Origin of the sequence: Streptomyces sp. MS06 (assembly GCF_047200655.1) — a bacterium.
GTDB lineage: Bacteria > Actinomycetota > Actinomycetes > Streptomycetales > Streptomycetaceae > Streptomyces.
Window position 1 is genome coordinate 1 of sequence record NZ_JBJZOJ010000048.1, and the last position, 24692, is coordinate 24692.

Below are 24692 nucleotides of genomic sequence, written 5' to 3' on the forward strand. Positions count from 1 at the left end.
ACGACGGGGGAATCGCGTCAGGCACTGCGGGGGGTGGCTGAGATGGTCCGGGGAACAGCCGGAGCCGCCGGCTGCGTCAGTTGCTGCTCACGCTGGTCGAGGTTGACGAAGATCATGCCGTACCGGATCGCGCACCGAACCGGCTGTGGCGCCCCCCGAGGCCGCCGCAGACATCGGTACGCCCGCACGTCACCGTCCTCGTCGCGGGTGACGACGACCGGCTCACCGAACACGGTCACCATCAGCGAGTCACCGTCATGGGGCAGCGCGGTGACCAGGTCGATGAAGTGCCATCCGGAGCGGTAGGCGGTGGCCATTTCTCGCCGGAAGGAGCGATCGTCGGGTGGGTTGGTCACGTCTGCTCCTCACCGCCGGTGGCGTCGGCCGCCGAAGGGCCGACGTACCCCGGATCACTGTCCGCGACCACGGCGGGCCAGGCGGTGTCCGCCTGTACCGCCTCCCCGGGCGCCGGCCATGCGGTGTCCCCCGGCACCACCGGCGCCGCAGGCCAGGCCGTGTCCGCCGGCACCATCGCCGCCGCAGGCCAGGCGGTGTCCGCCTGCACCACCGCCGCTGCGGGCCATGCGGTGTCCGCCTGTACAGCCTCCCCGGGCGCCGGCCATGCGGTGTCCCCCGGCACGACCGGGGCCGCCGGCCATGCGGTGTCCGCCGGCACGATCGGCGCCGCAGGCCAGGCAGTGTCCGCCTGCACCACCGCGGCAGGCCATGCGGTGTCCGCCGGCCAGGCGGTGTCCGCTTCCACGACTACGGCAGGCCACGCAGTGTCCGCGAGTACGGCTGCGGCAGGCCACGCAGTGTCCGCCCGAACGTCACCCTTCACACCAGAGAGGCCACTCAGTGTTCCGAAGGCCACGACAGCGGAGAAGGTGGCGACAAGTATCGAGCGAAGCATTCTCTTACGCATATTCGGCTTCGTCCTCACTTGAAGGTCCCTCTTCCCCCGTCGGGTAAGACGATGGCTCATTCAGGCACGTCGTGGCCACACAATCGATGCATCATGTTCCTGCATGTTCAGGACCCTGGGGGGTGGAGATTTGGAAACGAATCAGGTCAAAGCGACACATCCCCATGCGGTCACCGATATGTGCGACGAGGGTGGCCGCCTCTACGCGAACGCCCTGCGTACGGGACGCATCGCACGTGTCGACGTGGAATCGGCGCCCTGCTTGGTGGAGTTCTCCCTCCTCTACCCCGATCCTGACGATGCGGACTGGTTGCGCCCGGTCCCTCCGGCGGCCGCCCTCGCCCAGCGACTGCACCCCATAGAGCACGAGATCACCGAACGCCGGCGGATGTCGATCGAACTCGCCGACGTCTTCGAGCCGTTCATGGCGCTGAGCACCCAGGTGACGGCGTCCACCGACTCGATCACCGTGCTGGAGGGCGGCGAGCGTATCAACGCGGCGCTCAACCTGGCAGCCACCCAGTGCCAGTCGGAGGTACTCACCATCCAGCCCAGCGGCAACCGCCCCGAACGCAGCCTCCTGCAGGGCCTGGAGCGCGACCGGCCGCTCATCGAACGCGGGGTGCGCATCCGCACCCTCTACCAGCACACGGCACGCTACAGCCCGGAGAAGCTGGCCTACGCGTCCCACCTCTCCAACGGCAAGGCCGAATACCGCACCATCGACGAACTGGTGGAGCGGCTGATCATCTGCGACAAGTCGGTCGCCTTCATCCCGGCCCGCGACGACCAGCAGGTCGCCCTGGAACTCCGCCACCCCGGCATCGTCCGCTACCTGACCAAGCTCTTCGAGTTCCTGTGGGACCGCTCGGTGCCGCTGAGCACCGGCGCCCCCTACGAGACCGCACCGGACGGCATCACGGAGGTCCAGCACTCCATCGCCAAGCTCCTGGTGGAGGGCCACGTCGACGAGGCGATAGCCCGCCGGCTCGGGATGAACGTGCGCACCTGCCGGGCGCACATCGCCAAACTGGCGTCCGCCCTGGGCAGCGGCAGCCGGGCCCAGCTCGGCTACCTCATCGCGCAGTCCGGGATGCTCGACCAGTAACCGGCCTCCCGCCCCCGGGACCGACCTGACACGTGTCCACCGGCCCGGCACCCCGCCCCGCGCCTCACCCCGCGGCCGACGATCCCCGTTCGGGCGCGGCGACCGCGGCCGGCCCCGCCGGGCGGACCTGGCCGTCCAGCCCCACCTGCGCGATACGCACCCCCAGCTGCGTCCGGCTCGCCGCGCCCAGCCGCTCCGACAGGCGCGCGATGTGCGCCCGGCAGGTGCGCACGCTGATGCCGAGCCGCTCGGCGATGACCGCGTCCTGGTGCCCCTCGGCGAGCAGCGCGGCGATGGACTGCTCGCGGTGCGAGATGCCCTCGATGCCGGTGTCGGGGATCGGCGCGGACAGCGGGACGGCCAGCCGCCACAGCCGCTCGAAGACGGTGACCAGGTAGGAGATGAGCGCCGGGTGGCGAAGCTCCAGCGCCATGGTGTGCTCGCTGTTGGCCGGGACGAAGGCGACCGTGCGGTCGAAGAGGATCAGCCGGTCGACGACCTCGTCCAGGGTCCGCGCCTCCACCGTGTCGCCCATCAGCTCCAGGTAGTTCAGCAGGCCCTGACCGTGCCGTGCGACGTGGTTGTACAGGTCGCGCATCCGCACGCCCCGCCCGCGCAGCGCCAGCGCCCGGTGCAGGCCCTCGGACAGCTCGTGCTCCCGCCGGATGCCGCCGGGCTGGACGGTGAGCACCTCCGTGGTGCAGGCCTGCGTCGCCTCGTCCATGGCCGCCTGGATGCGGGGCAGGCCGTCCAGCACGCGGATGGCGGAGCCCTCCGCGGCACCGGGGCCCGCGGCCGGCGCACCACCGCCTCCCAGGGCCGCGTAGCGCTCCACGGCCGCGACCGCGACGCCCACCCGGCGCTGGCCGGCGGCGACCTCGTCGTACACACCGCGCAGCAGCCTGGTCATGACCTCCTGCGGCGCCGTCGGCACCAGCCAGTCCATGTCGTCCGGGTCGGGGTGGAGCAGCGCCAGCTCCAGCAGGCAGGGGACCGGGTCGGCGTCATGGCGGCTCACCCGGCCGCGCCGCACGGCCCGGGAGTACACGCGGTCCCCGGCCTCGCACAGCCGGTCGGCGCCGTGGGGATGCTCATCCGTAGCGTGCCCGGCCATCGCCCTCCACCCCCGGTTCCAGCCTCCTACGCAGCGCAACTATGCGCGGGCCGGACGTGCTCCGCAACAAGGCTGGGCACACGACGGGCAGGGGAAACCACCGGTTCGGGGTGTTTCCTCCCGACCTCGGCCCGGCGCGTTCGCACCGGGCCGAGTCGGCGTGCGAGGTGCGGGCGGGGGCCTCGCGCCCCCGGCCGGGCCTCACTTCACCTTGTTCTCCTTGCAGGCCGCCGCGTACTTGGCGGTGCAGATCTCGGAGACCTTGTAGATGCCGTCCGCGACGACGGTGTCCATGATGTTGCTCTTGGTCAGGGCGACGACACTGACCAGCTGCGCGGGAATGCCCTTCTTGGTGGGGCTGTCGACCTTGTCGGAGGTGAGGGCGTCGAACTGGATGCCGTGCCCCTGCACCTTGGCGACGGCCATCTCGGCGGCGGCGTCGGCCTCCTGCGGGTACGACTTGTAGACGCTCATGTACTGGTCGCCGGCGAGGATGCGGTGCACCGCGGACAGTTCCGCGTCCTGGCCGGTGATGGGCGGCAGGTCGGTGCGGCCCGCGGCCTTGAGGGCCTTGACGATGCCGCCGGCCATGGCGTCGTTGGCGGAGTAGACGGCGGCGATCTTGTCCACGCCGATCGCCTGGATCGCCTCGGCCATGTTGGCCTTGGCGTTGTCCGGGTCCCAGTCCTTGGTGTCGTAGGACTCGGCGATGTTGACCTTGCCGTTCAGCTCGGCCAGCGCACCCTGCTTGAACTGCGCCGCGTTGGGGTCGGTGGGCGAGCCGTTCATCATCACGATCTTGTCGGAGGTGTGGTCCCCGTCGCCCATCGCCTCCAGCAGGGTGCGGCCCTGCACCTCGCCGACCAGCTCGTTGTCGAAGGAGACGTAACCGTCGATCGGGCCCTCGGCCAGCCGGTCGTAGGCGATGACGGGGATGCCCGCGTCCTTGGCCTTCTTCACGTCGCCGGCGATCGCGTGCGAGTCGACCGCGTCCAGCAGGATCACGTCGACCTTGTCGTCGATCATGGCCTGGAGCTGGCTGCTCTGCTTGTCGGCCTTCTGCTCGGCGTTGGCGTACTGGACCTTGCCCTTCCCGCCGGTGAGCGAGCGGACCTTGTCCTTGATGATGGGCAGGTCGAACTTCTCGTAGCGGGTGTTCACGTTCTCCGGCAGCAGCAGGCCCACCGTGATGTCGTTGCCCTTGGTCGGACGCGCCGAGGCGCCGTCACTCGTGGCGTTCAGCATGCCGCATCCGGCGAGCGAAAGGGTCATGGCGGAGGCGGCCACGAATATGGCGGTACGACGCATGCGGGGCTCACTTCAGGTGCGTGACGGGTGGAGGCGCGGTGCGGCTCACGTGACTGAAAAGCCAACGCTTCGCCGCTACCCGGCGTCAAGCCCCACCACTTAACGAGATAGCAACATCACGCACCGTTCCGTGCGAAACCGTTCGCGAAGATGATGCAAAACCCCCACCAAGCACACGTTATGGACCGTCCACGCTACGGAAGTTGCCGAAGCCTGCCGCAGGGAGCGGCCGACGCGGGCGGACGGAAGCGGACCGCGCGTGTCCGACCCACCGAACGAACTCGGCCATCCCGCACGTGCGGCAGGACCCCCGAACATGCGGCAGGACCCCGCACATGCGGCAGGGCCCGGAGACCCCGTGAGAGGTCCGGGCCCTGCACACCGCCTGCGCGACACCGCCTGCGCGACACCGCCTGCGCGACACCGCCTGCGCGCCACTCGGTCCGAGGACCACTCGGCCCCGAGGCTGCTCGGAGCGAGGACCGCTCAGTCCGAGGACCACCAAGTCCGAGGACCGCTCAGTCCGAGGACCACCAAGTCCGGGGACCGCTCAGTCCGAGGACTGCTGCCGCTTCGGCCGCCAGACGACCAGCGCGCTGGTCTGCTGGACCTCCTGATACGGCACCAGGTCGCGCCGGTAGGAGGCGTGAACGGCGGCCTCCCGCTGCTGCATCGCCGCCGCCGCGCCCTCCAGCGCCGTCTGCAGCTCCGCGACCCGCGACTGCAGCGCGGCGACCTGGTTCTCCAGTTCGATGATCCGCTTGATGCCGGCCAGGTTGATGCCCTCGTCCTGCGACAACTGCTGCACCTGGCGGAGCAGTTCGATGTCACGGGCCGAGTAGCGGCGGCCCCGGCCGGCGGTGCGGTCCGGGGAGACCAGGCCGAGCCGGTCGTACTGGCGCAGCGTCTGCGGGTGGAGACCGGAGAGCTGGGCCGCCACCGAGATGACGTAGACCGGGGTGTCCTCGGTCAGTTCATACGGGTTGCGTCGACGGCCGTCCATCCCTCTCAAGCTCCCTTCGCCGCCTCGAACAGCTCGGCCCGCGGGTCCTCGTCCGCGGTCGCCTCGCGATACGCCTCCAGCGCGTCACGAGCCTTCCCCGACAGGTCCCTCGGAACACTCACCTCGACGGTGACCAGCAGATCGCCCCGGGTGCCGTCCTTGCGGACCGCGCCCTTGCCACGCGCGCGCATCGTACGCCCGTTCGGGGTGCCCGGCGGCAGCTTCAGCGTCACCGGCGGACCGCCCAGGGTGGGCACCCTGATCTCGCCGCCGAGCGCGGACTCCGAGAAGGTCACCGGAACGGTCACCGTCAGGTTGTCGCCCCTGCGCCCGAACACGGGGTGCGCGTCGACGTGCACGACGACGTACAGGTCGCCCGCCGGGCCGCCCCGCTCGCCGGGCGCGCCCTTGCCGCGCAGCCGGATGCGCTGCCCGTCCGACACACCGGCCGGGATGCGCACCTGCATGGTGCGGGAGGACTTCGCCCGCCCGCTGCCCTTGCAGACCTCGCACGGGTCCTCCGCGATCAGTCCGCGGCCCTTGCAGTCCGGGCAGGGGTCGGTCAGCGAGAAGCCGCCGCCGGAGCCCCGCGCGACCTGACCGGTACCGACACAGGTCGGGCACACCCGCGGGGTGCCGTTCTTGTCGCCGGTGCCGGAACAGGCCTTGCAGGGCTGCTGCGAGGACATCCGCAGCGGGACCGTCGCCCCCTCGATCGCCTCCGTGAAGCTCAGGGTGACCTCGGACTCGACGTCCTGGCCGCGGCGGGGCTGGGTGCGGGCACCGGTGCCGCCGCGGTTGAACAGGCCGCCGAACACGTCGCCGATCCCACCGCCGCCGCCGCCGCCGAAACCGCCCTGACCGCCGCCCTGGCCTCCCTGGGCGCCCCCGAAGAGGTCGCCCAGGTCGAAGTTGAAGGAACCGCCGCCCGCGCCCGGCCCCGGACGGAACCCGCCGTTGCCGAACAGGGCGCGGGCCTCGTCGTACTCCTTGCGCTTCTTGGGGTCACCGAGGACGTCGTTCGCCTCGGAGACCTCCTTGAAGCGCTCCTCGGCCCTGGCGTTGCCCTTGTTGGCGTCCGGGTGGAACTCGCGGGCGAGTTTCCGGTACGCCTTCTTGATCTCGGCCTCGGTGGCGTCCTTGGGGACGCCGAGGACCTTGTAGTAGTCCTTCTCGATGAAGTCCTTGGTACTCACCCTCGACGTCCCTCCTTCCCCTCGGTGATGACGGTGATGACGTCAGCCCTCCTCCGGGCCACCGTTCTCCTTGCTGTCCGCGTCGTCGGCGGCCGCCTCCGACTCGTCGGCCGCCTTGACCGTCTGGGCGCCGGGCTGCGGCTCGGCCACCGCCACCCGTGCGGGGCGGATGGTGCGCTCGCCGATCCGGTACCCGGGCTGCAGGATCGCCACGCAGGTCGTCTCGGTGACGTCCGGCGCGTACGAGTGCATCAGCGCCTCGTGGATCGTCGGGTCGAAGGACTCGCCCTCCTTGCCGAACTGCTGCAGCCCCATCTTCGCCGCCACGGTCTCCAGCGACTCCCCGACGGACTTGAACCCGCCGACCAGTTCGCCGTGCTCCCGCGCGCGGCCGATGTCGTCCAGCACCGGAAGCAGCTCGGTCAGGAGGTTCGCGATGGCGACCTCCTTGACCGCGATCCGGTCCCGGTCGACACGGCGCCGGTAGTTCTGGAACTCGGCCTGCAGCCGCTGGAGGTCCGCGGTGCGCTCACCGAGCGCGGTACGCGTCTGGTCCAGCTGCGCGGTCAGGCCGGTGACCTGTGCGCTTGCGTCCCCGGCCGGGGCCGCGCCCTCCTCCGCGGAGGGGGCGGCGGCCTGCGGCTCGGCGTCGTCGGCGGCGCCGGAGGGGACGTCGGGCTTCTCCTCGAAGCCCGGGGTCTCCTCCGTCATTACGCGGCACCGTCCTTGCGCTCGTCGTCCACGATCTCGGCGTCGACCACGTCGTCCTCGGCGGCCTTCGCGCCACCGTCGGCGGCGCCCTCCGGACCACCCGCGGCCTGGGCACCCTGGGCGTCGGCGTACATGGCCTGGCCCAGCTTCTGGGAGACCGCGGCGACCTTCTCGGTGGCGGTGCGGATCTCGGCGGCGTCCTCGCCCTTGAGCGCTTCCTTCAGCTCGCCGACGGAGGTCTCGACCTCGGTCCTCACCTCGCCGGGGACCTTGTCCTCGTTGTCCTTGAGGAACTTCTCGGTCTGGTAGACGAGCTGCTCGCCCTGGTTGCGGGCCTCGGCGGACTCGCGGCGGCGGTGGTCCTCCTCCGCGTACTGCTCGGCCTCCTGGCGCATCCGGTCGACCTCGTCCTTCGGCAGCGAGGAGCCGCCGGTGACGGTCATCTTCTGCTCCTTGCCCGTGCCCAGGTCCTTCGCGGTCACGTGCATGATGCCGTTGGCGTCGATGTCGAAGGACACCTCGATCTGCGGGACGCCGCGCGGCGCCGGCGGCAGACCGGTCAGCTCGAACATGCCGAGCTTCTTGTTGTAGGCCGCGATCTCGCGCTCGCCCTGGTAGACCTGGATCTGCACCGACGGCTGGTTGTCCTCGGCCGTGGTGAAGATCTCCGACCGCTTGGTCGGGATGGTGGTGTTGCGCTCGATCAGCTTGGTCATGATGCCGCCCTTGGTCTCGATACCGAGGGACAGCGGGGTGACGTCGAGCAGCAGGACGTCCTTGACCTCGCCCTTGAGGACACCGGCCTGGAGCGAGGCGCCGATGGCGACGACCTCGTCCGGGTTGACGCCCTTGTTGGCCTCCTTGCCGCCGGTCAGCTCCTTGACCAGGTCGGCGACGGCGGGCATCCGGGTGGAGCCGCCGACCAGCACGATGTGGTCGATGTCGCTGATGGAGATGCCGGCGTCCTTGATGACGTTGTGGAACGGCGTCTTGCACCGCTCCAGCAGGTCGGCCGAGAGCTGCTGGAACTGGGCCCGGGTGAGCTTCTCGTCCAGGTGCAGCGGACCCTCGGCGGAGGCCGTGATGTAGGGCAGGTTGATCGAGGTCTCGGTGGACGAGGACAGCTCGATCTTGGCCTTCTCGGCGGCCTCGCGCAGGCGCTGGAGCGCCATCTTGTCCTTGCTGAGGTCCACGCCGTGACCGGACTGGAACTGCTTGACCAGGAAGTCGACGATGCGCTGGTCCCAGTCGTCGCCACCGAGGTGGTTGTCGCCGTTGGTGGCCTTCACCTCGACGACACCGTCGCCGATCTCCAGCAGCGAGACGTCGAAGGTGCCGCCGCCGAGGTCGAAGACGAGGATCGTCTGGTCGTCCTTGTCGAGGCCGTAGGCGAGCGCGGCCGCGGTGGGCTCGTTGACGATGCGCAGGACGTTGAGGCCCGCGATCTCACCGGCCTCCTTGGTGGCCTGGCGCTCGGAGTCGTTGAAGTAGGCGGGGACGGTGATGACCGCGTCGGTCACCTTCTCGCCCAGGTAGGACTCGGCGTCCCGCTTCAGCTTCTGCAGGATGAACGCGGAGATCTGCTGCGGGTTGAAGTCCTTGCCGTCGAGCTGGATCTTCCAGTCGGTGCCCATGTGGCGCTTCACCGAGCGGATGGTCCGGTCCACGTTGGTGACCGCCTGACGCTTGGCCACCTCGCCGACGAGCACCTCGCCGTTCTTGGCGAAGGCGACGACGGACGGCGTGGTCCTGGCGCCCTCGGCGTTGGTGATGACGGTGGGCTCGCCGCCCTCCAGAACGCTGACGACGGAGTTAGTCGTGCCCAGGTCGATGCCGACCGCACGTGCCATGGTTGATTCCTCCAGCTGACTTGAGTGGAACGGACTCAAGTGTGCACGACGTCCGCGCTGCGGTCAACAGACCTGAGCCGAGCAGACTCAACTCTTATCCGTTCCTTACGCGCAATGACCCTCTGAGCTGCGACGACATCAGGCATCCCACCCGGCGGCCTCGACAGCACCCCGCCCCGTCACCTCGGCGGCACCCCGCCCAGTCACGTCGGCGGCGCCCCGCCCCGCAGCGGTCTCGGCGGCCACCGCGGCGGCAGGTTCACGGGCGGCCCCGCTCGCGGCCCCGCCCCCGAGCCCGCCGGCACCCTCGCCGGCGGGGTCGCCCCCGGCCTCGGCGGCGGCCGGGCCGAAGACGACGCCCCCGCGGACACCGCGGGGCTCGGCGCGGGGCTCGGCGCGGGGCTCGGCGCGGGACTCGGCGCGGAACTCAGCGCGGGGCTCGGCGCGGGGCTCGGCGCGGGGCTCGGCGCGGAGCAGTCCGAGCACGGCCGCCAGCGCCGCCGCGACCACCCACAGCGCCGCCCCCGCACCGGCCCACCCGGCCTGCACCAGCACGCCCGTCCCGGCTCCGGCGAAGGCCGCGACGCCGAGCAGGACCACCGAGGCCCGCGGGCCCGGCCCCAGCCGCCGCAGCCGGTGGGCCAGGTGGTCGGGGCCCGGGCGCCGCAGCGGCCGCCCCGCCGAGCGCCGTACGAGGACGACCAGGACGGCGTCGGCGGCCGCCACCGCGGTCAGCGCGAACAACACCCCCGCGGAGGACGCGATGCCGTGACCGGCCCGGGTCAGCACGGCGGCGGAGGCGAGCAGGAACCCGGCGAACAGCGAGCCGCAGGCACCGAGCGCGATCCGCGCGGGCGGCCAGTTGTGCATCAGGAAGCCGGTCATCGCGGCGGCGAGCACGCTCAGCAGCACCGCGAGTCCGTCCCGCACCTCGATCGCCGCGCAGACCCCCACGCCGAAGGCGGTCACCACCGCGACGGTGCCCGCGAGCGCGTCCGCGTGGTCCAGCGACCGGAAGGCGAGCGCGGCGCACACGATCCAGCCGGCCGCCAGCAGCCCACCCGGCACACCCGTCTCGCCGTAGGGCACGACGCAGACCGCCGCCACCGCCGTACCGGCCGCCAGGAACCGCGCCTTCAGCCGCCACACGTCCGCGGCCAGCCCCAGCGCCGCCACGACCGCCGCCGCGGCGAGCAGCCGGCCGACCCCGTGCCCCAGCGGGGCGGCACCGCTCCACTCCCCCGCCACGGCGACGAGGCAGGTGGCGGCCGCCACGGCCGCACCGCCGAGCAGCGGCACGGGCCGGCCCCGGCCGGGACGGACCCGGCGGCGCCGGTCGGTGATCCCGTACCGCAGGGCGGGCACCCGGAGGAGAGCGGCGAGGACGGCGGCGAGGAGAAGGGCGGCGGTGGCGGAGGCGATCCCGTAGAGCACGGATATAAATTAGTGGCAATTGCACCGATTTGGCGCGAATAACACGATCGGATCACCCCGGGCGCGGGAGGGGGCGGCACCGCACGCCACGCCGACCCGCCGACTTGAGGCAAGCCTCAGCGACACAGATCACCGCACGCCTGGCTACAGTGCGACCGAAGATGGGGGTAGTCTCGAACGGACTGAATAAGTTACCGCTTAGTAATATCCCCTCGAACCATCTCGCAGGCCCGAGGAGCCCCCATGCAACTCGCCGCGATCATCGTGTCGCTGGTCTTGACCGTGGTCGGCGTGGCGCTGCTCGCGCGCGCCGTCGGCCAGTTCGTCCGGTACTTCCGGCTGGGCCAGCCGGTGCCCGCCGGCACCCGTACCGACAACCCCTACCAGCGGAGCGTGACGCTGGTACGGGAGTTCCTCGGACACACCCGGATGAACCGGTGGGGCATCATCGGCTTCGCCCACTGGTTCGTCGCCGTCGGCTTCCTGACGCTGCCGCCGACCCTCGCACAGGCCTTCGGCCAGCTCTTCCAGGCCGACTGGACGCTGCCGGTCATCGGCGGCTTCCTGCCGTTCGACATGTACATCGAGTTCATCGGCGTCATGACGACCATCGGCATCGTCGTCCTGATGAGCATCCGCCTGATGAGCCTGCCGTCCCGCGCGGGCCGCAAGTCGCGGTTCGCCGGATCCAAGGCCGGCCAGGCCTACTTCGTCGAGTACGTCATCCTCACCATCGGCCTGGCGATCTACGTCCTGCGCGGCCTGGAGGGCGCCCTCCACCACGTCGACGCCTACGAGGCCTCCTACTTCGCCTCGTACCCGCTCGTCCTGGCCTTCAAGGGCCTGAGCGTCACCACTCTGCAGAACCTGGTCTACCTCACCGCCATGGTGAAGATCGGCACCTCGTTCATCTGGATGATCGTCGTCTCGCTCAACACCAACATGGGTGTGGCCTGGCACCGCTTCCTGGCGTTCCCCAACATCTGGTTCAAGCGGAACGCGACCGGCGGCACCGCACTCGGCGGCCTGCAGCCGATGACCTCCGGCGGGCAGCCCATCGACTTCACCGACCCCGGCGAGGACGACGTCTTCGGCGTCTCCCAGGTCGAGCAGTTCTCCTGGAAGGGCCTGCTGGACTTCTCCACCTGCACCGAGTGCGGCCGCTGCCAGTCCCAGTGCCCGGCCTGGAACACCGGCAAGCCGCTCTCCCCCAAGCTGCTGATCATGTCCCTGCGGGACCACGCCCACGCCAAGGCCCCCTACCTGCTCGCCGGCGGCGGCAAGACCATGGAGGGCGAGGAGAAGGGCACCGAGGAGCAGCTCGCCCAGGTGCCCGCGGCCGCGCTGGCCGAGGCCGAGCGCCCGCTGATCGGCACCGCCGAGGAGCACGGAGTCATCGACCCCGACGTGCTCTGGTCCTGCACCACCTGCGGAGCCTGCGTCGAGCAGTGCCCGGTGGACATCGAGCACGTCGACCACATCGTCGACATGCGCCGCTACCAGGTGATGATCGAGTCGGCCTTCCCCTCCGAGGCCGGCACGATGCTGAAGAACCTGGAGAAGAAGGGCAACCCCTGGGGCCTGGCCAAGAAGCAGCGCCTGGAATGGACCAAGGAGGTCGACTTCGAGGTCCCGGTCGTCGGCAAGGACATCGAGGACCTCACCGAGGTCGAGTACCTCTACTGGGTCGGCTGCGCCGGCGCCCTGGAGGACCGGGCCAAGAAGACCACCAAGGCCTTCGCCGAACTGCTGCACATCGCGGGCGTCAAGTTCGCGATCATGGGCGGCGACGAGAAGTGCACCGGTGACTCCGCCCGCCGCCTCGGCAACGAGCCCCTGTTCCAGGAGCTCGGCATGGAGAACGTCATGTCGCTGAACGCGGCGTTCGGCGAGGAGATGGACGACGACGGCAAGGTCACCGAAGGGTCCCGCAAGCCGAAGTCGGCGAAGAAGATCGTCGCCACCTGCCCGCACTGCCTCAACACCCTCGGCAACGAGTACCCGCAGATCGGCGGCGACTACGAGGTCATCCACCACACCCAGCTGCTCCAGCACCTCATCGACGAGGGCAAGCTGATCCCGGTGACCCCGGTCGAGGGCCTCATCACCTACCACGACCCCTGCTACCTGGGCCGCCACAACAAGATCTACACCCCGCCGCGGGAGATCATCGGCAAGGTCCCGGGCCTGCGCAACGAGGAGATGCACCGCCACAAGGAGCGCGGCTTCTGCTGCGGCGCCGGCGGCGCGCGGATGTGGATGGAGGAGCGGATCGGCAAGCGCATCAACAACGAGCGCGTCGACGAAGCCCTCTCCCTCAACCCCGACATCGTCTCCACCGCCTGCCCGTTCTGCCTGGTCATGCTGACCGACTCGGTCAACGGCAAGAAGAACGACGGCCAGGCCAAGGAGTCCGTCCAGGTCGTCGACGTCTCCCAGCTCCTCCTCGACTCCGTCAAGACCCCGGTCGACCCCGCGGGCGACACGGAGACCGAGGACGCCCCGGAACCGGCCCCGGTCGAGTAGTCGAGCAACCGGAGCCGGCCGAGACAGGCCCGAGCCGGCCGGGCGACCGGGGACGGTCGGTCGAGACGACCGGGGACGGTCGAGACAGGCCGGAGCCGGTCGAGACAGGCCGGAGCCGGCCGAAAGACCAGCGAGGTCGACGGACTACCGCGGTTGCCCCACCGGAACCCTCCTACGGACAACCGCGGTTGCCCCACCGGGACCGGTGGAGCAACGGGCCCGGCCGAGCAACCTGCCGACGGCGGCCCCGATCCGAACGGGCGCAGTTGCCGAGCGACGAGCCCCGGCGGGAGGTGACGGCGCTCGTGCGGCAGGAGCAGGCGCGCGGTGCCTACCCCGTTGGTATCCGCTCAGGCGGAACCGGCGAGTTGGCCCAGCCCGCCGGGGACGGGCGGTGATGACGCGGCAGGCCCGGTCCTCGGTCGTGGTGATCAGTTAATTCGACAATCCGTGATCACCGGGGGCTGCGCCTGCACGTGGTCCTGCCGATCCATCCCGGAACGCCATCACGGCCGAGTTGGGGCATCGGACCCACACCGGCCACTTCGGACCGACCGCGAGAACGACGGAGCCCTGGCAGCCTGGCCGTCTCCGCCACACGCAGCAGGTGCTCACGGTCACCCGGCGCGACCAGCAGCTCCCCGGTCGGCCCGCTCATGGCGCGTGAACATCACGCACGCCGTCAGCACCTGTCACCGGTTGCTGGGTGCGGGCCCGGCGTGCAACGTGAAACAGGGTGTACGAATATGACGAAGCCGCAACATTCTGCAACAGGGCGAACCAATTCAGTCGCTGGCTGAAGTACACCCCGAAGGTGCCACTGTTCGAAACGGCCAGCCCACGAAGGTAAGCCTGCACGGAGAGCAATGTCCACACCGCCGACACGCCCGTGTACACCCACGCCACAAGACCGGACCTGGACCGGGGGCGCACCAGGAACCATATTCCGCATGCCAGTTCACCTGCGATCAGCGCGGCGGGCAATACGGTGGCGGTCTCATCGGTCTTCAGCCCGTAGGCGGACAAGATGTGCGGCATTTGCGAAAAGGAGGCGAGCTGACCGATACCCATCGCGGCGTACAAGACGCCGGTGAACCACTTCAGGCTTCTGTTGAGCATCGCACCCCCACTTGGTCGGCGAGAAGCGCGCGGAGTTCGGTTCGTACGCTGTCGGTGCGGTGACCGGTACGACATTTTCCTGTCCCGGCGTCCCGGGGCCGGAAGTGATGGGTATGGAGGGTGCGCGCGGCACTGCGGCCGCCGTGGGCGGCGATTACTGACTTCATGGGTGTTCTTTGCACATTTCGAACCGGCAGCGTGTGGCGACGGAAAGGGCACCGGATGTCCGGCGGGGGAGAGGGGAACGAGCCGTTCGGCTCGCTGCATCGGGCTGACTTCCCGCGGTCGTTTTCTTTGACGACACAATCACTATTCGATACTTCCTCAACCTCAGGCATCCGCAGAACTACCCGATCAGATACCTGAGCCGTGTTGCTCTCTCGTTGGAGAAGGGGCTTTCCCGATGCCTTCAGGCGTGGGCCGACTTGGGTGGTGCCCCGTCTCGTGGCGCAAGCGATCTCGAGTGGGGGTGCGCGGGCGTTCGCTCGGGGCGCACACATGCGGGAGACCTGCCCGATAGAGAAGCGAGGTGGGGCACCGGTGGCTCATATGCCAACAGTCCAAGTGGCGGTTGTGCCCGGTGGCCCTGTCCCGGTCTGCCCCGGTACGCCTACTGAGGTCAGCTGCGCTCGGCCGTCGAAATCGAATTCTTCCGGACCGTCGCCGAGTAGATGGTGTCGAGGCGGATCGAGGCAGAGGCCGGCGCGCACATCGGTACGGAAAGGCAGATTCCCGGCGCGCAAGGGATGACGGGCCCCGCCTTCGGTATCCGCCTCCTGCGATGAGGCGGATACCGATACAGGTATCGGAGCGGGTAGTTTCACGGAGGCCTGACACCCCGTCAATGCCGAATGGTTGTCGTGTCGTCAAGGCGGCTCACGGAGCCGGTCCGGCGCGTGGCCCCGGGTCGCTGCCAGTGGGCTCCTGCCTCTCCAGACGCATCTGGCGTCCTTCCCGTTACTCCCAGGGGAAAGGCGTCAGGGGTTCCGCCCGGACGGCCCCATATCCGACGACGCCGAGCCGGACCAGCAACCCGCTCGACGGTGGGACAGCAACGACTGCACGCGTAAGGAGGTCCACCAGGTGCACGGGGCCGCCCCTCGGGCGAACGGCAGGGGGCATCGGAAGGTCCCTCGGCGCGACCGCAGTCGGCCGACATACCGCCCCCCGGCAGGCAAGCCGGCACACCTACCTGCACACGCCGGCCCGGCGCCGATCTCAGCCATGTCGATTCAACGCTGTCGCCGTGGATCCGGCGCCGACCACCGAGGGAAACCTCGACAACTCACACCGCACAAGAGATTGGGAAAAAATGAATTGCCTCTTGGATCACATTCCTGGAATCATAGGGAATCGCGACCCCAAGACATGGTACAAGACGGAAGCGATTGATCCCCAGACCATCGCCATTCGGGAATACCGGTACTATCAGCACAACATTCACTACCTGATCATGGGTACCGAGAGGGCAATTCTTCTCGATACGGGCCCCGGGCTCTCCGACATCTCTGCCGTGACTTCTCAGCTCACGCGACTCCCGGTAACCGCCCTCGCCACCCATGGACACTATGACCACATTGGAAATCTTCACCTGTTCGAAAGAATCGCGGCCGCAGACATACCCGCTATACGGGAGCACTGTGAAGGCGATGAATATCATTCCACCTTCCACAGCTCCGTGAGTGCACGGCGACGCGCGTTCACGGTCACTGAATGGCTGGATCTCAGCAAGCCCATCGACTTGGGAGGCAGGCAGCTGACGATACGGCACACGCCGGGCCACACCAACGACTCAATTTCTCTCCACGATCCAGATCGCGGCTATCTCTTCACAGGCGATTTCATCTGCCCGCTCCCTAACGTCTTCGGCAAGATACTCATGGGAACCAGCCTGCCGGACGCAGTGGCCTCCGCGAGAATGTTGGCGACGGAGTTCCCGGAAAGCAGGGTTTTCGGAGGGCATACCGGTTTCCTTCCGCCGCGTTCTCTTCAAGATACGCATGAAGCGCTGGAAGAAGCGGCGGAATGGGCAGAGCACGGATCGGGAATTATGTGCTCATTCCAAAAGGGGGACATGCGAATCATCGCCAGTAAGTAACCACATGAGAGACACCTTCCGCGCTCTTGGCCATCCAGCAGCGTTTCGCTGTTCGGCCGCCTGGCCGGATGGCGTCATTCGGAGTGCAGTCGGCTGATGCCTTGTCAGGGGCGATCCTCGCGGACCGCCCCTGACAAGGCGTGGATCACGAGGGCCCGGTGCGGGTCTCCGGGTCAGCGGTGGGCTGTGCCCGTGATCCGGGCGTATCCGATGACGTGGCCGGACATGGTGAACGCTGCGACGGTCGGCGGCGTGGAAGCGGGCAGGTCGAGCGTGGGCACGTCGAGGGCGTACACCGTGATCTCGTAGTGGTGGGTGAGGTCGCCGCTGGGCGGGCAGGGCCCCAGATAGCCGGTCTTTCCGGAGTCCCCGGTGCCGGCGACGGCGCCGGCCGGCATCGGGGTGCCCACGCTGGTCTGCGTGGCGGGGACGTCCCAGACGAGCCAGTGCCAGAATCCGGCCCCGGTGGGCGCGTCCGGGTCGAACATGCTGACCGCATAACTGCGGGTGGCCTGCGGCGCGCCGCTCCACGACAACCGGATCTGCCGGTTGCCGCCGGTGCAGCCGAAGGCGTCGGCCCAGGTGCCGGCCGGAAACTCCTCGCCGTCGCGCACGTCGGGGCTGGTCACCGTGAAGCGTGCCGCCGAATCGGGCACGCCCTTGCGGATCTCGGTGTAGCCGAAGCCCGTCCGGCTGGTCGCGGCCGCAGCGGAGTCGGGTTTCCCGGACATGGTCACGGCCGCCCCGGCGGTGAGCGCGGCACCGGCGACGACGGCCGAGACCACCGTGGTGCGCAGGCACTTGTTCATCGGATCCTCCTGAAGTTCGGCATCGGCTGGATCGATGGTCGGGACCCGGGCCCAGGGGCGGGAAGGCCCCTGGGATGCTGGTACGCGGCGTACCACCGTCCGCTCTGGACAGGGGGGTGCGGCGTGGGGCGACGATGGGGCGTGGTGGATCGTCGAACAGGGCGCAACGAGGAACTGGCTCAGTTCCTGAGGGCCATGCGGGCGCGGCTGCGGCCAGGCGACGTGGGCCTGCCGCAGCAGGGGCGTCGCCGCACGCCGGGACTGCGGCGCCAGGAAGTCGCCCAGTTGGCGGCCGTCAGCGTCGAGTGGTACGTCCGGCTGGAGCAGGGGCGGGCGAGCGTGCCCGGCACGGCGGTGCTCGACGCCCTCGCCCGAGCACTGCGGCTGTCGCCTGCCGAGCACCGGCATCTGCACCTGGTGGCCCGCGGCGAAACGCCGGTGTCCCGCCCGGTGGACCTGCCGGTGAGCGGGTCGCTGCGCGCGCTGATGGAGGGCATGCCGCTCCTGCCCGCCTACCTCGTCGATCTCAGGTTCGACGTGCTGGCCCACAACAGCGCCGCGGCGGCGCTGTTCGGCGAGGATTTCGGCTCCGGCGACACGGGCAACGTCGCTCGGATACTGTTCCTGTCGCCGCGTATGAGGCAGATGCAGTTGGACTGGGCGCAGGTGGCCCGCGAGACGGTGGGCAACCTGCGCGCCACGCTCGCACGCCACCCCGACGACCCGCGGCTGTTGGAGGTGGTCGGTGAACTGCGTTCAGCCAGTCCGGAGTTCGCGATCTGGTGGGACGACCACACGATCAGGCAGCGTGCCCACGGCACCAAACGGATCAGTCACCCCTCGGCCGGCGAGCTGGCCGTCAACTACGACACCCTGGCGACCCTGGACGGGGCGGGGCAGTGCCTGATCGTCGTCACGCCTGCCGACCCGGCGGCCGAGAGGTGCCTGCGCGCGCTGATGGCCGATCGTGCCGGTTCCCTGGGCGGTCCCGGTCTGCACGCCCTGCCCGCCCGGGCCGGGCACCCCGGAGAGGCCGGCGGCGGGCAGCCGGGGCCGCGCCGCCGACCGGGCCGCAGGTGACCGCGCCCGCTCCACGGGCGGCGGGATGGCACACCGGACGCGGGGAGGTGTTCAGGGGGCCTCAGTCCTGGCCCTCGATCTCGTGTCCGACCTGGGAGACGGTGTGCGCCTTGGCTGCGGCCTCCGCGGCGACGGAATCCCGCCGGCGCAGGGCGTCCACGATCTCGTCGTGCTCAGCGATGACGGCGGACCAGTTCGGAATGTCGCGCGGGGCGGTGACGCGGTAGCGGCGAATGGTCACCAGCAGGCACTCCGTCACCTCCGCCAGAATGTGATAGCCACTCGCCTCGGCGAGGAGGCGGTGGAACTCGGAGTTCAGCCGGTGGAGTTCGTCGGTGTCCTTCGTCCGCAGCGCGCCTCGCATCCTGTCCTGCACGCCCTGGAGATCCGCCAGCAACCGGTCGTCCGCCCGCTCCGCCGCCAGCCTCGCCACCAGGCCGTCGAGCACCTCGCGGGCGAGAAACGCGCCGTGGCTCTCGGTCTTGTCGACCCGGGTGACGACCACGCCCGAGTGGGCGCGAGAGGCGAGCAGCCCCTCGGACTCCAGCCGCTTGACCGCCTCACGGATGGGAATCTTGCTGACACCGAGGTTGCGGGCCAACTCGTCCATGTTCACCCGCTCACCTGGAGCGAGATGCCCTGCCACAATCGCCTCGTGCAGGCTCTCGTATGCCAGGTCTGCCTTGCTCTTGATCGCGGGTAGTCGAGTCGCCCAAGCCTTTTCCACCATCCGCCTATCGTATGCGATATTTTTTGGCGATACCATTACTTTAAGCCGATGCTAGATATACCAAATACCATATAGCTTCCATTCACCGCCCGCGCCCGCCCCACTCGATCGAGGTACACGGTCGAATCCCGCAGCGCACCGCAAGCCCCCTACGCGCCGCTCGCCGCTCCGAGCACTGGAAGCACCATGACCGCCCCGCGTCCCAACGTCACGGACGTGGCCGCCACCCCGCCCCCCGCGCTGCGATCTCGCGCCTGCACGGCCTTCCCAGGGACGACCGCCCCGGCGGCGGTCGCGGGCCTGGACGCCGGCGGCGCCGGAGCGGGCTTCGACGCCGCCCCCGCGGTCCGGCCGCCGCCGTGCGCCCGGTCCGGTGTGTGCGCGCGAATCGGGGCGCCCGTGGACCGGGTCGCGCCGGAACTCCCTCAAGTTTGGGAAATCCCCCTATCCCCCAGATCGTATGTCGTATATCGTCCGCCGCATGTTAGCCGCACCACCCCCGCCGTCAGGAGCCTCCGCAGCAATACCGCACGCTTCCGCCTCGGGAGCCCGGGGCCCGAGGCGCCTCGGCGCCGACCGGCGGACCCCCCTGGGAGGCACGCGCCTGACCACCGCCTTGGCCGTGCTTCCCACCACCGAGCAGGCGGCAACCGCCCCCAAGCGCGCCGCCTCAAGCCAGCGTGACACGTTCCGCTGGGACGCACTGCGTCAGACCGTCCGGGGCCAGAGCACCGAGGTCCGGAGCGACTCCATCGGGCCGACGCACAGGGGCCTTCCCGAGCAGCGCATCCCGGTGCCGAATGACCTGACCCCCTCCGAGCGTTCCCGGGTGTTCCGGCGGATTCTGCGCACCGGCGGGCTCCGGGGGTCGCGGTACTGCCGACTCGCCCCGGACCTTCACCTGCGCGGGCTCGTCCCGAAGGCGAAGTCCAGGGCACCGCCTTCGAGGACGCCCACGCCCTGCGGGAACAGCGCAGCTACTACGTGGTCCGGTCCAAGAACCGGCACGGAGTCCGTCGCCCTGACCTCCGCACTGCGGGAACACCACCCGGCGCGAGGCGGCCCACCTCCCGACCGCCCCCTCCTCCTATGCGAAGGGGGAGAACAGCGGGGGCGTCGGGAGCAGCGACACGAGGGGGAAGCCCCCCTTCGGCACATCACGCACGCGGTGGGCCGGTCACGCCTGTGTCCAGGCGGGTCCGGCCCGGGGAACCGCGTGTCGATCCAGGCGGTTCCCCGGCCTTCCCCCTTCCTCGAAGGGGTGCCGTGCGGCGCCGCACACACCAGGTACCCGATGCGGTCACGGGTGGACCCAGCGGGGAACCACAGTCAGGAGCAGGCCAGTGCCCCGAAACAACGTGACTCCTTCCTCCCGCACGCCGCGACGGCACGCCCGGCGCTGGAAGAAGTCGAAGATCTCGCTCGCGCTGCTCGCGGGGCCGGCGGTCCTCGCCGCCGTCGCCGGGTCGGTGTTCGCCGCCGGCAGCCACCCCTCCCCCGCGCAGCGGCGCGCGGCCGGATCCCCGAAGGCGTCCGCGCGGCCGACGCCGGCCGCCGCACCCGACCCGAACTGCACCCTGGTGGTCCCGGACCGGCCGCTCACCGCCCGGGGCCTGGCCACGCCCTACGAACTCCTCGCCACCGACCCGGCGAAGGGTCCGTGCCACGAGGCCCGCCCCGGTCAGGCGGCCTTCGTGGAGGCCGCCGTCCTCACCCGGGACGGCACACTGACCGTCTACCACCCCCTGGTGATCGACCACGGCACCGCACCGGCCGCGCCCCCCGTGCGGGCGTCGGTGCCCGACGGGGCGATCGTGGGGATCTGGTTCGGTTTCAACGGCGACCACCTGACCCTGAAGGCGAGCGGTGCCAGGAGCCTTGCCCAGGGGGCCTGCGTCAACGGTGTGCCGGGCTCGGACTTCGGCCAGTTCGCCTACTGCAACGCGCCGGCCTTCTTCCAGGCCGCCCGCACCCAGATAGCCGCCGGGCGGCTGGTCGTCCCGGTGCCCGGCACCGCCAAGGACGGCCTGCCCTGCCCCACCACCAGGGACTTCTCGGTGGTGGATCAAGACGGAAGCGACAACGTCGTCACCCGCTACCTGGTCGGCGCCGACGGCCGGACCGCCCAGAGCAACGCCGCGAACAAAGCGGCCCTGGGCGGCACCGCGAAGGATCTGGCCAACGGCAGCGACAACCTGCTGCTCACCCAGTTCATGGACCCGGCGCTGGGGTGCACGCCGTTCACCGCGCCCGACCAGTCCGCCGGCGGCCAGGCCACCTCCGCCCTGGTCCTGGACGAACTGTCCGCCGCGGCCGGCCAGAAGGCGCCGATCGCGCTGGTCCCGCAGAACGATCCGATGACGCTCGTCGACGGCCGCGCCAGCACCGAGAAGACCGACGCCTACCGCGCCGGAGTCGGCATGCCTCCGATCGGCAGCGCCGACGGCGGCAACGGCAACGGGGCGGCGTACTGCACGACCCTCTTCCACGACCCGGCCGGCATCCGGCGCGTCTTCGCCGACAGGGCGCTCCTGGCCGCCGCGCCCTCGCCGGACCCGGCCATGGCGTCGAACCTCTTCACGTTTCTCGCCGCGCGCGGCCGGCAGAGCTTCACCGAGCTGGGCTGCGACCGCCTCCTGGGGACCGCCGACCCCGTCACCCTGACCACCGGCGCCGGCGGCCTCGTCACCGACGCCGCGCTGGCCGAGGGCGGCCCGACGCCGGCGAGCGGCAGGGACCCGCACAGCGCCCGGCCCTGGGCACCGAACGCCACGGCCACGCCGGCGACGGCGACAACGACGGCGACGGCTTCGTGCTCTGCGGCGCCGACGGCACAGCCCTCACGTCCGGCCCGCCCCGGCAACGGCTGACAGCCGGGAGCGGAGCGAGCGGGGTGCAGCCCAAGGCTGCGACGGCCCCAGCACTCGCCCCGGCTCGGCAGTTCCGGCCTGCCGCCCGCGGGTCGCCACCGGCAGGTTCTCGCGCACCGCACCGGCGGTCTTGCGGGAGCCGCGTCCCGTCCCGTGTCGTGCCCGTGGTCACGGGCGTCGGTGCCCGGACCGGGCGGGACGACAGCGGGCCGCACACCGGCCAATGGCGTATGGGGCCGGACCTGCGGGGACGGCCTCTGCGGGCCGTCCGGTGCCGCCCGACGGTGCCTTCGCCCTTTCGCCCTTTCGTCCCTACGTCCCGCCGGGCGCGCCTCTTCGGCCGCCGGACCCGGCGGGGCCGGTCCCCTTCTCGGCCGAGGATCGCCCCGGCCGTCCGCGAGCAGTACCCCATGGAGAAGAAGTGGAAGCCAAGGTGCCAAGATCTCGTTCATCCACGCAGGGCCTGCCAGCCGAGACGACGAGTTTTGTAGGCCGTCGTCAGGAGATCGCGCGCGTCCGGGAACTGCTGTCGTCGGCACGGCTGGTGACACTGTCCGGTCCGGGGGGTGTGGGCAAGAGCCGGGTCGCGCTGCGGCTGGCCGCGCAGGTCAGACGCAGTTACTCCTTCGGGGTGCACTGGGTCGACCTGTGCGGCGTCAGCGACGCGCAGGGGGCCGTCGGAGCGATCCAGGACGCGCTGCACCAGGACGCCGTCCCGGGCGGCACGGACGGTGCTCCCCTCGCATCCGGGGGCGCCGCGGCACTGATCAGGAGCCTGCACGGCAGGAGGACGCTGCTCGTACTCGACAACTGCGAGCATCTGACGGCGTCGCTGGGACCGTTGGCGCGCACCCTGCTCGCGGCGCTGCCCGCACTGCAGATCGTCGCCACCAGCCGGCGCGCGCTGGCCGTGCCGGACGAGTACGTGCTCAGGATCGCTCCGCTGGGCACTGCGGGCCCGGACGTCGGAGCGGCCAAAACGCTCGGGGAGGCAGTGCAGTTGTTCGTCCAGCGGGCGGCTGCGGCCCGGGGCGGTCTCCTGCCGGACGGTTTCAGCCATAGCGAGGCAGCGGCGGTCTGCCGCCGCCTGGAGGGGATACCGCTGTCCGTCGAACTGGCCGCCGCGCGACTGCGGGTGCTCACCTGCCGGCAGATCCTGGACCGTCTCGGCGACCGGTTCGGGCTGCTGACCGCCAGCGGCACGGCGCGACCGCCGCGGCAGCGGAGCCTGCTGTCGACACTGGAGTGGAGCTTTGAGCTGTGCAGCAAGGAGGAGCAGTTGCTGTGGGCGCGGCTGTCGGTCTTCCGGGGCAGTTTCGACCTGGAGGCGGTGGAGTCGGTCTGCTCCGGCGGGCTCCTGCCGCGCGAGCGGATACTCGACGTGGTCGCAGGCCTGGTCGACGCCTCCGTCCTGGTCCGCGAGGACGACGGCCCGCACGTGCGCTACCGCATGCTGGACACGCTGCGTGCCTACGGGGAGCGGCACTTGAACGACGGCGGTGACGGCGCGGCCCGGGTTCTGGGGCTGCTCCATCGCGACTACTACCGCAACCTGGCGGGCAGGGCCGAGGCGGGCCTGTTCACCGGCTGCGGGGGCGCTCCTGGCTGGCCGCAGGCCCTGGGACGGGAGTGGCCCAACATCTGCCGGGCCGAGCGGCTCAGCCTGGCCACGCCCGGTGAGGAGTCCGTGGGACTGTCCATGGCCGGCTCGCTGTGGGCCTACCGGATCGGTTCCGGCGATCTGCGCCAGGAACGGCGGCGGCTGGGCCGGGCGCTGGCCGGCACGCGCCCGACCGGCTCCGAGGGGGCCAGAGCGCTGTGGGTACACGGCTGGCTGTCCCTGCTGTGCGGGGAGACGGCCGGGGTGGACGAGGACATCGCCCGGTGCCGGGCCGCAGCCGGGCAGTCGGCCGGCTGGGGCGAGCAGTTGTCCGGGCTGGCGCTGCTGTTCGCCGGGGCTTACGCGCAGTCCGCGGACGCTCTGGAAAGTGCCCTGGACGCTCATCGCACCCACGGCGCCCCGGTCGACGTCTGGACCTCGCGGCTTCTCCTGGGGCTGGCCAGAATGCTGGACGGCGCCGCGGACGCCGCGACTGACCTCCACCGCTGCGTGACCCTCGCCGCGGAGCACGGCGAGCAGTGGTTCCTTCCCTACGCCCGGTGGGCTCTGGGCCTGCACACCTGGCTTCGCGGCGACCCGCGCCGGGCCGCCCAGGTGCTGCGCTCCGCCCTCGACGCGGTATCGCCCGGCAACCGGCTGGCGGGTGCACTCGTCCTGGAATCGCTGGCGTGGGCCCTCACGCCCGAGGGTCACCACGAGGAGGCTGCCGGCCTGCTGGGCGCGGCGCACCGCACCCGGCAGGCGATCGGTATGGTGCAGCCCGGGTTCCTGCGGCTGCACCACCGGGCCTGCGAACGGGTGCTGCGCCGCGTTCTGGGCGGCGACCGGTTCGAGGCGCGCCGACAGGCAGGTGGGGCGTGGACGGCGGAGCAGGCGCTGCAGCATGCGAGCGGGGCCTCCCCGCAGCCGCCCGCAGGTGCCGAACCGGTCGGCCCGCAGACTGTGCTGACCCGGCGTGAGCGCGAGGTGGCCCAGCTCGTCCGGGAGGGTCTCACCGACCGGCAGATCGCTGCCCGGCTGGTCATCTCCCCGCGCACGGCTCAGGGGCACGTGCAGAACATCCTGCGCAAACTCGGCTTCACCCGCCGTGTCCAGGTCGCTCTGTGGCTGCAGAGGAGGGTGTGAAGGGCGCTGCCGGGCGGTGGTACGCCGCCCGCGCAGGGCGGGCGGCGGCTGAATCGGTGGAGCGC

The 24692-nt window shown here is 70.6% G+C and carries 18 protein-coding genes; 6 read left to right on the plus strand and 12 right to left on the minus strand.

Annotated elements, in window-relative coordinates; all coding sequences use genetic code 11:
• Window positions 1-17: 17 nt before the first annotated feature.
• Window positions 18-356 (minus strand): hypothetical protein, encoded by a 339-nt coding sequence (locus ACL02U_RS23500; protein ID WP_412792888.1) that lies wholly within the window; start codon window positions 354-356, stop codon window positions 18-20.
• Complete coding sequence (locus ACL02U_RS23505; protein WP_412792889.1) at window positions 353-763, minus strand: hypothetical protein; 411 nt, start codon at window positions 761-763, stop codon at window positions 353-355. Before ACL02U_RS23505 ends, ACL02U_RS23500 begins: the two co-directional genes overlap by 4 nt.
• Window positions 764-1028: 265 nt before the next feature.
• On the opposite strand from ACL02U_RS23505, the gene ACL02U_RS23510 reads away from it, so the two are divergent.
• Window positions 1029-2033 (plus strand): helix-turn-helix transcriptional regulator, encoded by a 1005-nt coding sequence (locus ACL02U_RS23510; protein ID WP_412792890.1) that lies wholly within the window; start codon window positions 1029-1031, stop codon window positions 2031-2033.
• Window positions 2034-2097: 64 nt separating this feature from the next.
• On the opposite strand, the gene ACL02U_RS23515 is transcribed toward ACL02U_RS23510, so the two are convergent.
• From ACL02U_RS23515 to ACL02U_RS23545, 7 genes are all read right to left on the minus strand, one after another.
• The gene (locus ACL02U_RS23515; protein ID WP_412792891.1) at window positions 2098-3147 is read right to left on the minus strand and encodes a helix-turn-helix transcriptional regulator; all 1050 of its coding nucleotides are present in this window, start codon (window positions 3145-3147) and stop codon (window positions 2098-2100) included.
• Window positions 3148-3348: 201 nt separating this feature from the next.
• Window positions 3349-4455: a substrate-binding domain-containing protein gene (locus ACL02U_RS23520; RefSeq protein WP_412792892.1), complete on the minus strand. Its 1107-nt coding sequence runs from the start codon at window positions 4453-4455 to the stop codon at window positions 3349-3351.
• 550 nt (window positions 4456-5005) lie between these two features.
• On the minus strand, window positions 5006-5458 hold the full coding sequence (locus ACL02U_RS23525; RefSeq protein WP_412792893.1) for a heat shock protein transcriptional repressor HspR: 453 nt from the start codon (window positions 5456-5458) through the stop codon (window positions 5006-5008).
• Window positions 5459-5463: 5 nt separating this feature from the next.
• Complete coding sequence (gene dnaJ, locus ACL02U_RS23530; RefSeq protein ID WP_412792894.1) at window positions 5464-6654, minus strand: molecular chaperone DnaJ; 1191 nt, start codon at window positions 6652-6654, stop codon at window positions 5464-5466.
• A gap of 42 nt (window positions 6655-6696) precedes the next feature.
• Window positions 6697-7365: a nucleotide exchange factor GrpE gene (gene grpE, locus ACL02U_RS23535; protein ID WP_412792895.1), complete on the minus strand. Its 669-nt coding sequence runs from the start codon at window positions 7363-7365 to the stop codon at window positions 6697-6699.
• Window positions 7365-9215: a molecular chaperone DnaK gene (gene dnaK, locus ACL02U_RS23540; RefSeq protein WP_412792896.1), complete on the minus strand. Its 1851-nt coding sequence runs from the start codon at window positions 9213-9215 to the stop codon at window positions 7365-7367. Before dnaK ends, grpE begins: the two co-directional genes overlap by 1 nt.
• A 138-nt stretch (window positions 9216-9353) precedes the next feature.
• Complete coding sequence (locus ACL02U_RS23545; RefSeq protein ID WP_412792897.1) at window positions 9354-10649, minus strand: MraY family glycosyltransferase; 1296 nt, start codon at window positions 10647-10649, stop codon at window positions 9354-9356.
• Between the two features lie 243 nt (window positions 10650-10892).
• Between ACL02U_RS23545 and ACL02U_RS23550 the strand changes: the two genes are divergently transcribed.
• Entirely contained in the window at window positions 10893-13175 is a 2283-nt protein-coding gene (locus tag ACL02U_RS23550; protein ID WP_412792898.1) for a (Fe-S)-binding protein, read from the plus strand.
• A 654-nt stretch (window positions 13176-13829) separates the two neighbouring features.
• Here ACL02U_RS23550 and ACL02U_RS23555 read toward each other — a convergent pair.
• Complete coding sequence (locus tag ACL02U_RS23555; protein ID WP_412792899.1) at window positions 13830-14294, minus strand: MauE/DoxX family redox-associated membrane protein; 465 nt, start codon at window positions 14292-14294, stop codon at window positions 13830-13832.
• A 1246-nt stretch (window positions 14295-15540) separates the two neighbouring features.
• Here ACL02U_RS23555 and ACL02U_RS23560 point away from each other — a divergent pair.
• Complete coding sequence (locus ACL02U_RS23560) at window positions 15541-16392, plus strand: MBL fold metallo-hydrolase (RefSeq protein WP_412792900.1); 852 nt, start codon at window positions 15541-15543, stop codon at window positions 16390-16392.
• Between the two features lie 173 nt (window positions 16393-16565).
• Here ACL02U_RS23560 and ACL02U_RS23565 read toward each other — a convergent pair whose 3' ends face one another.
• Window positions 16566-17201, minus strand: coding sequence for a YbhB/YbcL family Raf kinase inhibitor-like protein (locus tag ACL02U_RS23565; RefSeq protein WP_412792901.1), 636 nt, complete (start codon window positions 17199-17201; stop codon window positions 16566-16568).
• 144 nt (window positions 17202-17345) lie between these two features.
• On the opposite strand from ACL02U_RS23565, the gene ACL02U_RS23570 reads away from it, so the two are divergent.
• Window positions 17346-18281: a helix-turn-helix transcriptional regulator gene (locus tag ACL02U_RS23570; RefSeq protein ID WP_412792902.1), complete on the plus strand. Its 936-nt coding sequence runs from the start codon at window positions 17346-17348 to the stop codon at window positions 18279-18281.
• Window positions 18282-18342: 61 nt separating this feature from the next.
• Here ACL02U_RS23570 and ACL02U_RS23575 read toward each other — a convergent pair whose 3' ends face one another.
• The gene (locus ACL02U_RS23575) at window positions 18343-19011 is read right to left on the minus strand and encodes a GntR family transcriptional regulator (protein WP_412792903.1); all 669 of its coding nucleotides are present in this window, start codon (window positions 19009-19011) and stop codon (window positions 18343-18345) included.
• A gap of 1343 nt (window positions 19012-20354) precedes the next feature.
• Between ACL02U_RS23575 and ACL02U_RS23580 the strand changes: the two genes are divergently transcribed.
• Both ACL02U_RS23580 and ACL02U_RS23585 read left to right on the plus strand, forming a co-directional pair.
• Window positions 20355-21881, plus strand: a complete 1527-nt coding sequence (locus ACL02U_RS23580) for a hypothetical protein (protein ID WP_412792904.1) — start codon at window positions 20355-20357, stop codon at window positions 21879-21881.
• Window positions 21882-22302: 421 nt separating this feature from the next.
• Window positions 22303-24627, plus strand: coding sequence for an ATP-binding protein (locus ACL02U_RS23585; protein WP_412792905.1), 2325 nt, complete (start codon window positions 22303-22305; stop codon window positions 24625-24627).
• Window positions 24628-24692 lie beyond the last annotated feature (65 nt).

Coding starts and splice junctions, on each gene's coding strand:
- ACL02U_RS23520 (WP_412792892.1), bottom strand. CDS start 4,455: ATGCGTCGTACCGCCATATTCGTGGCCGCCTCCGCCATGACCCTTTCG.
- ACL02U_RS23550 (WP_412792898.1), top strand. CDS start 10,893: ATGCAACTCGCCGCGATCATCGTGTCGCTGGTCTTGACCGTGGTCGGC.
- ACL02U_RS23575 (WP_412792903.1), bottom strand. CDS start 19,011: ATGGTGGAAAAGGCTTGGGCGACTCGACTACCCGCGATCAAGAGCAAG.
- ACL02U_RS23515 (WP_412792891.1), bottom strand. CDS start 3,147: ATGGCCGGGCACGCTACGGATGAGCATCCCCACGGCGCCGACCGGCTG.
- grpE (WP_412792895.1), bottom strand. CDS start 7,365: ATGACGGAGGAGACCCCGGGCTTCGAGGAGAAGCCCGACGTCCCCTCC.
- ACL02U_RS23565 (WP_412792901.1), bottom strand. CDS start 17,201: ATGAACAAGTGCCTGCGCACCACGGTGGTCTCGGCCGTCGTCGCCGGT.
- ACL02U_RS23525 (WP_412792893.1), bottom strand. CDS start 5,458: ATGGACGGCCGTCGACGCAACCCGTATGAACTGACCGAGGACACCCCG.
- dnaK (WP_412792896.1), bottom strand. CDS start 9,215: ATGGCACGTGCGGTCGGCATCGACCTGGGCACGACTAACTCCGTCGTC.
- ACL02U_RS23555 (WP_412792899.1), bottom strand. CDS start 14,294: ATGCTCAACAGAAGCCTGAAGTGGTTCACCGGCGTCTTGTACGCCGCG.
- ACL02U_RS23510 (WP_412792890.1), top strand. CDS start 1,029: ATGTTCAGGACCCTGGGGGGTGGAGATTTGGAAACGAATCAGGTCAAA.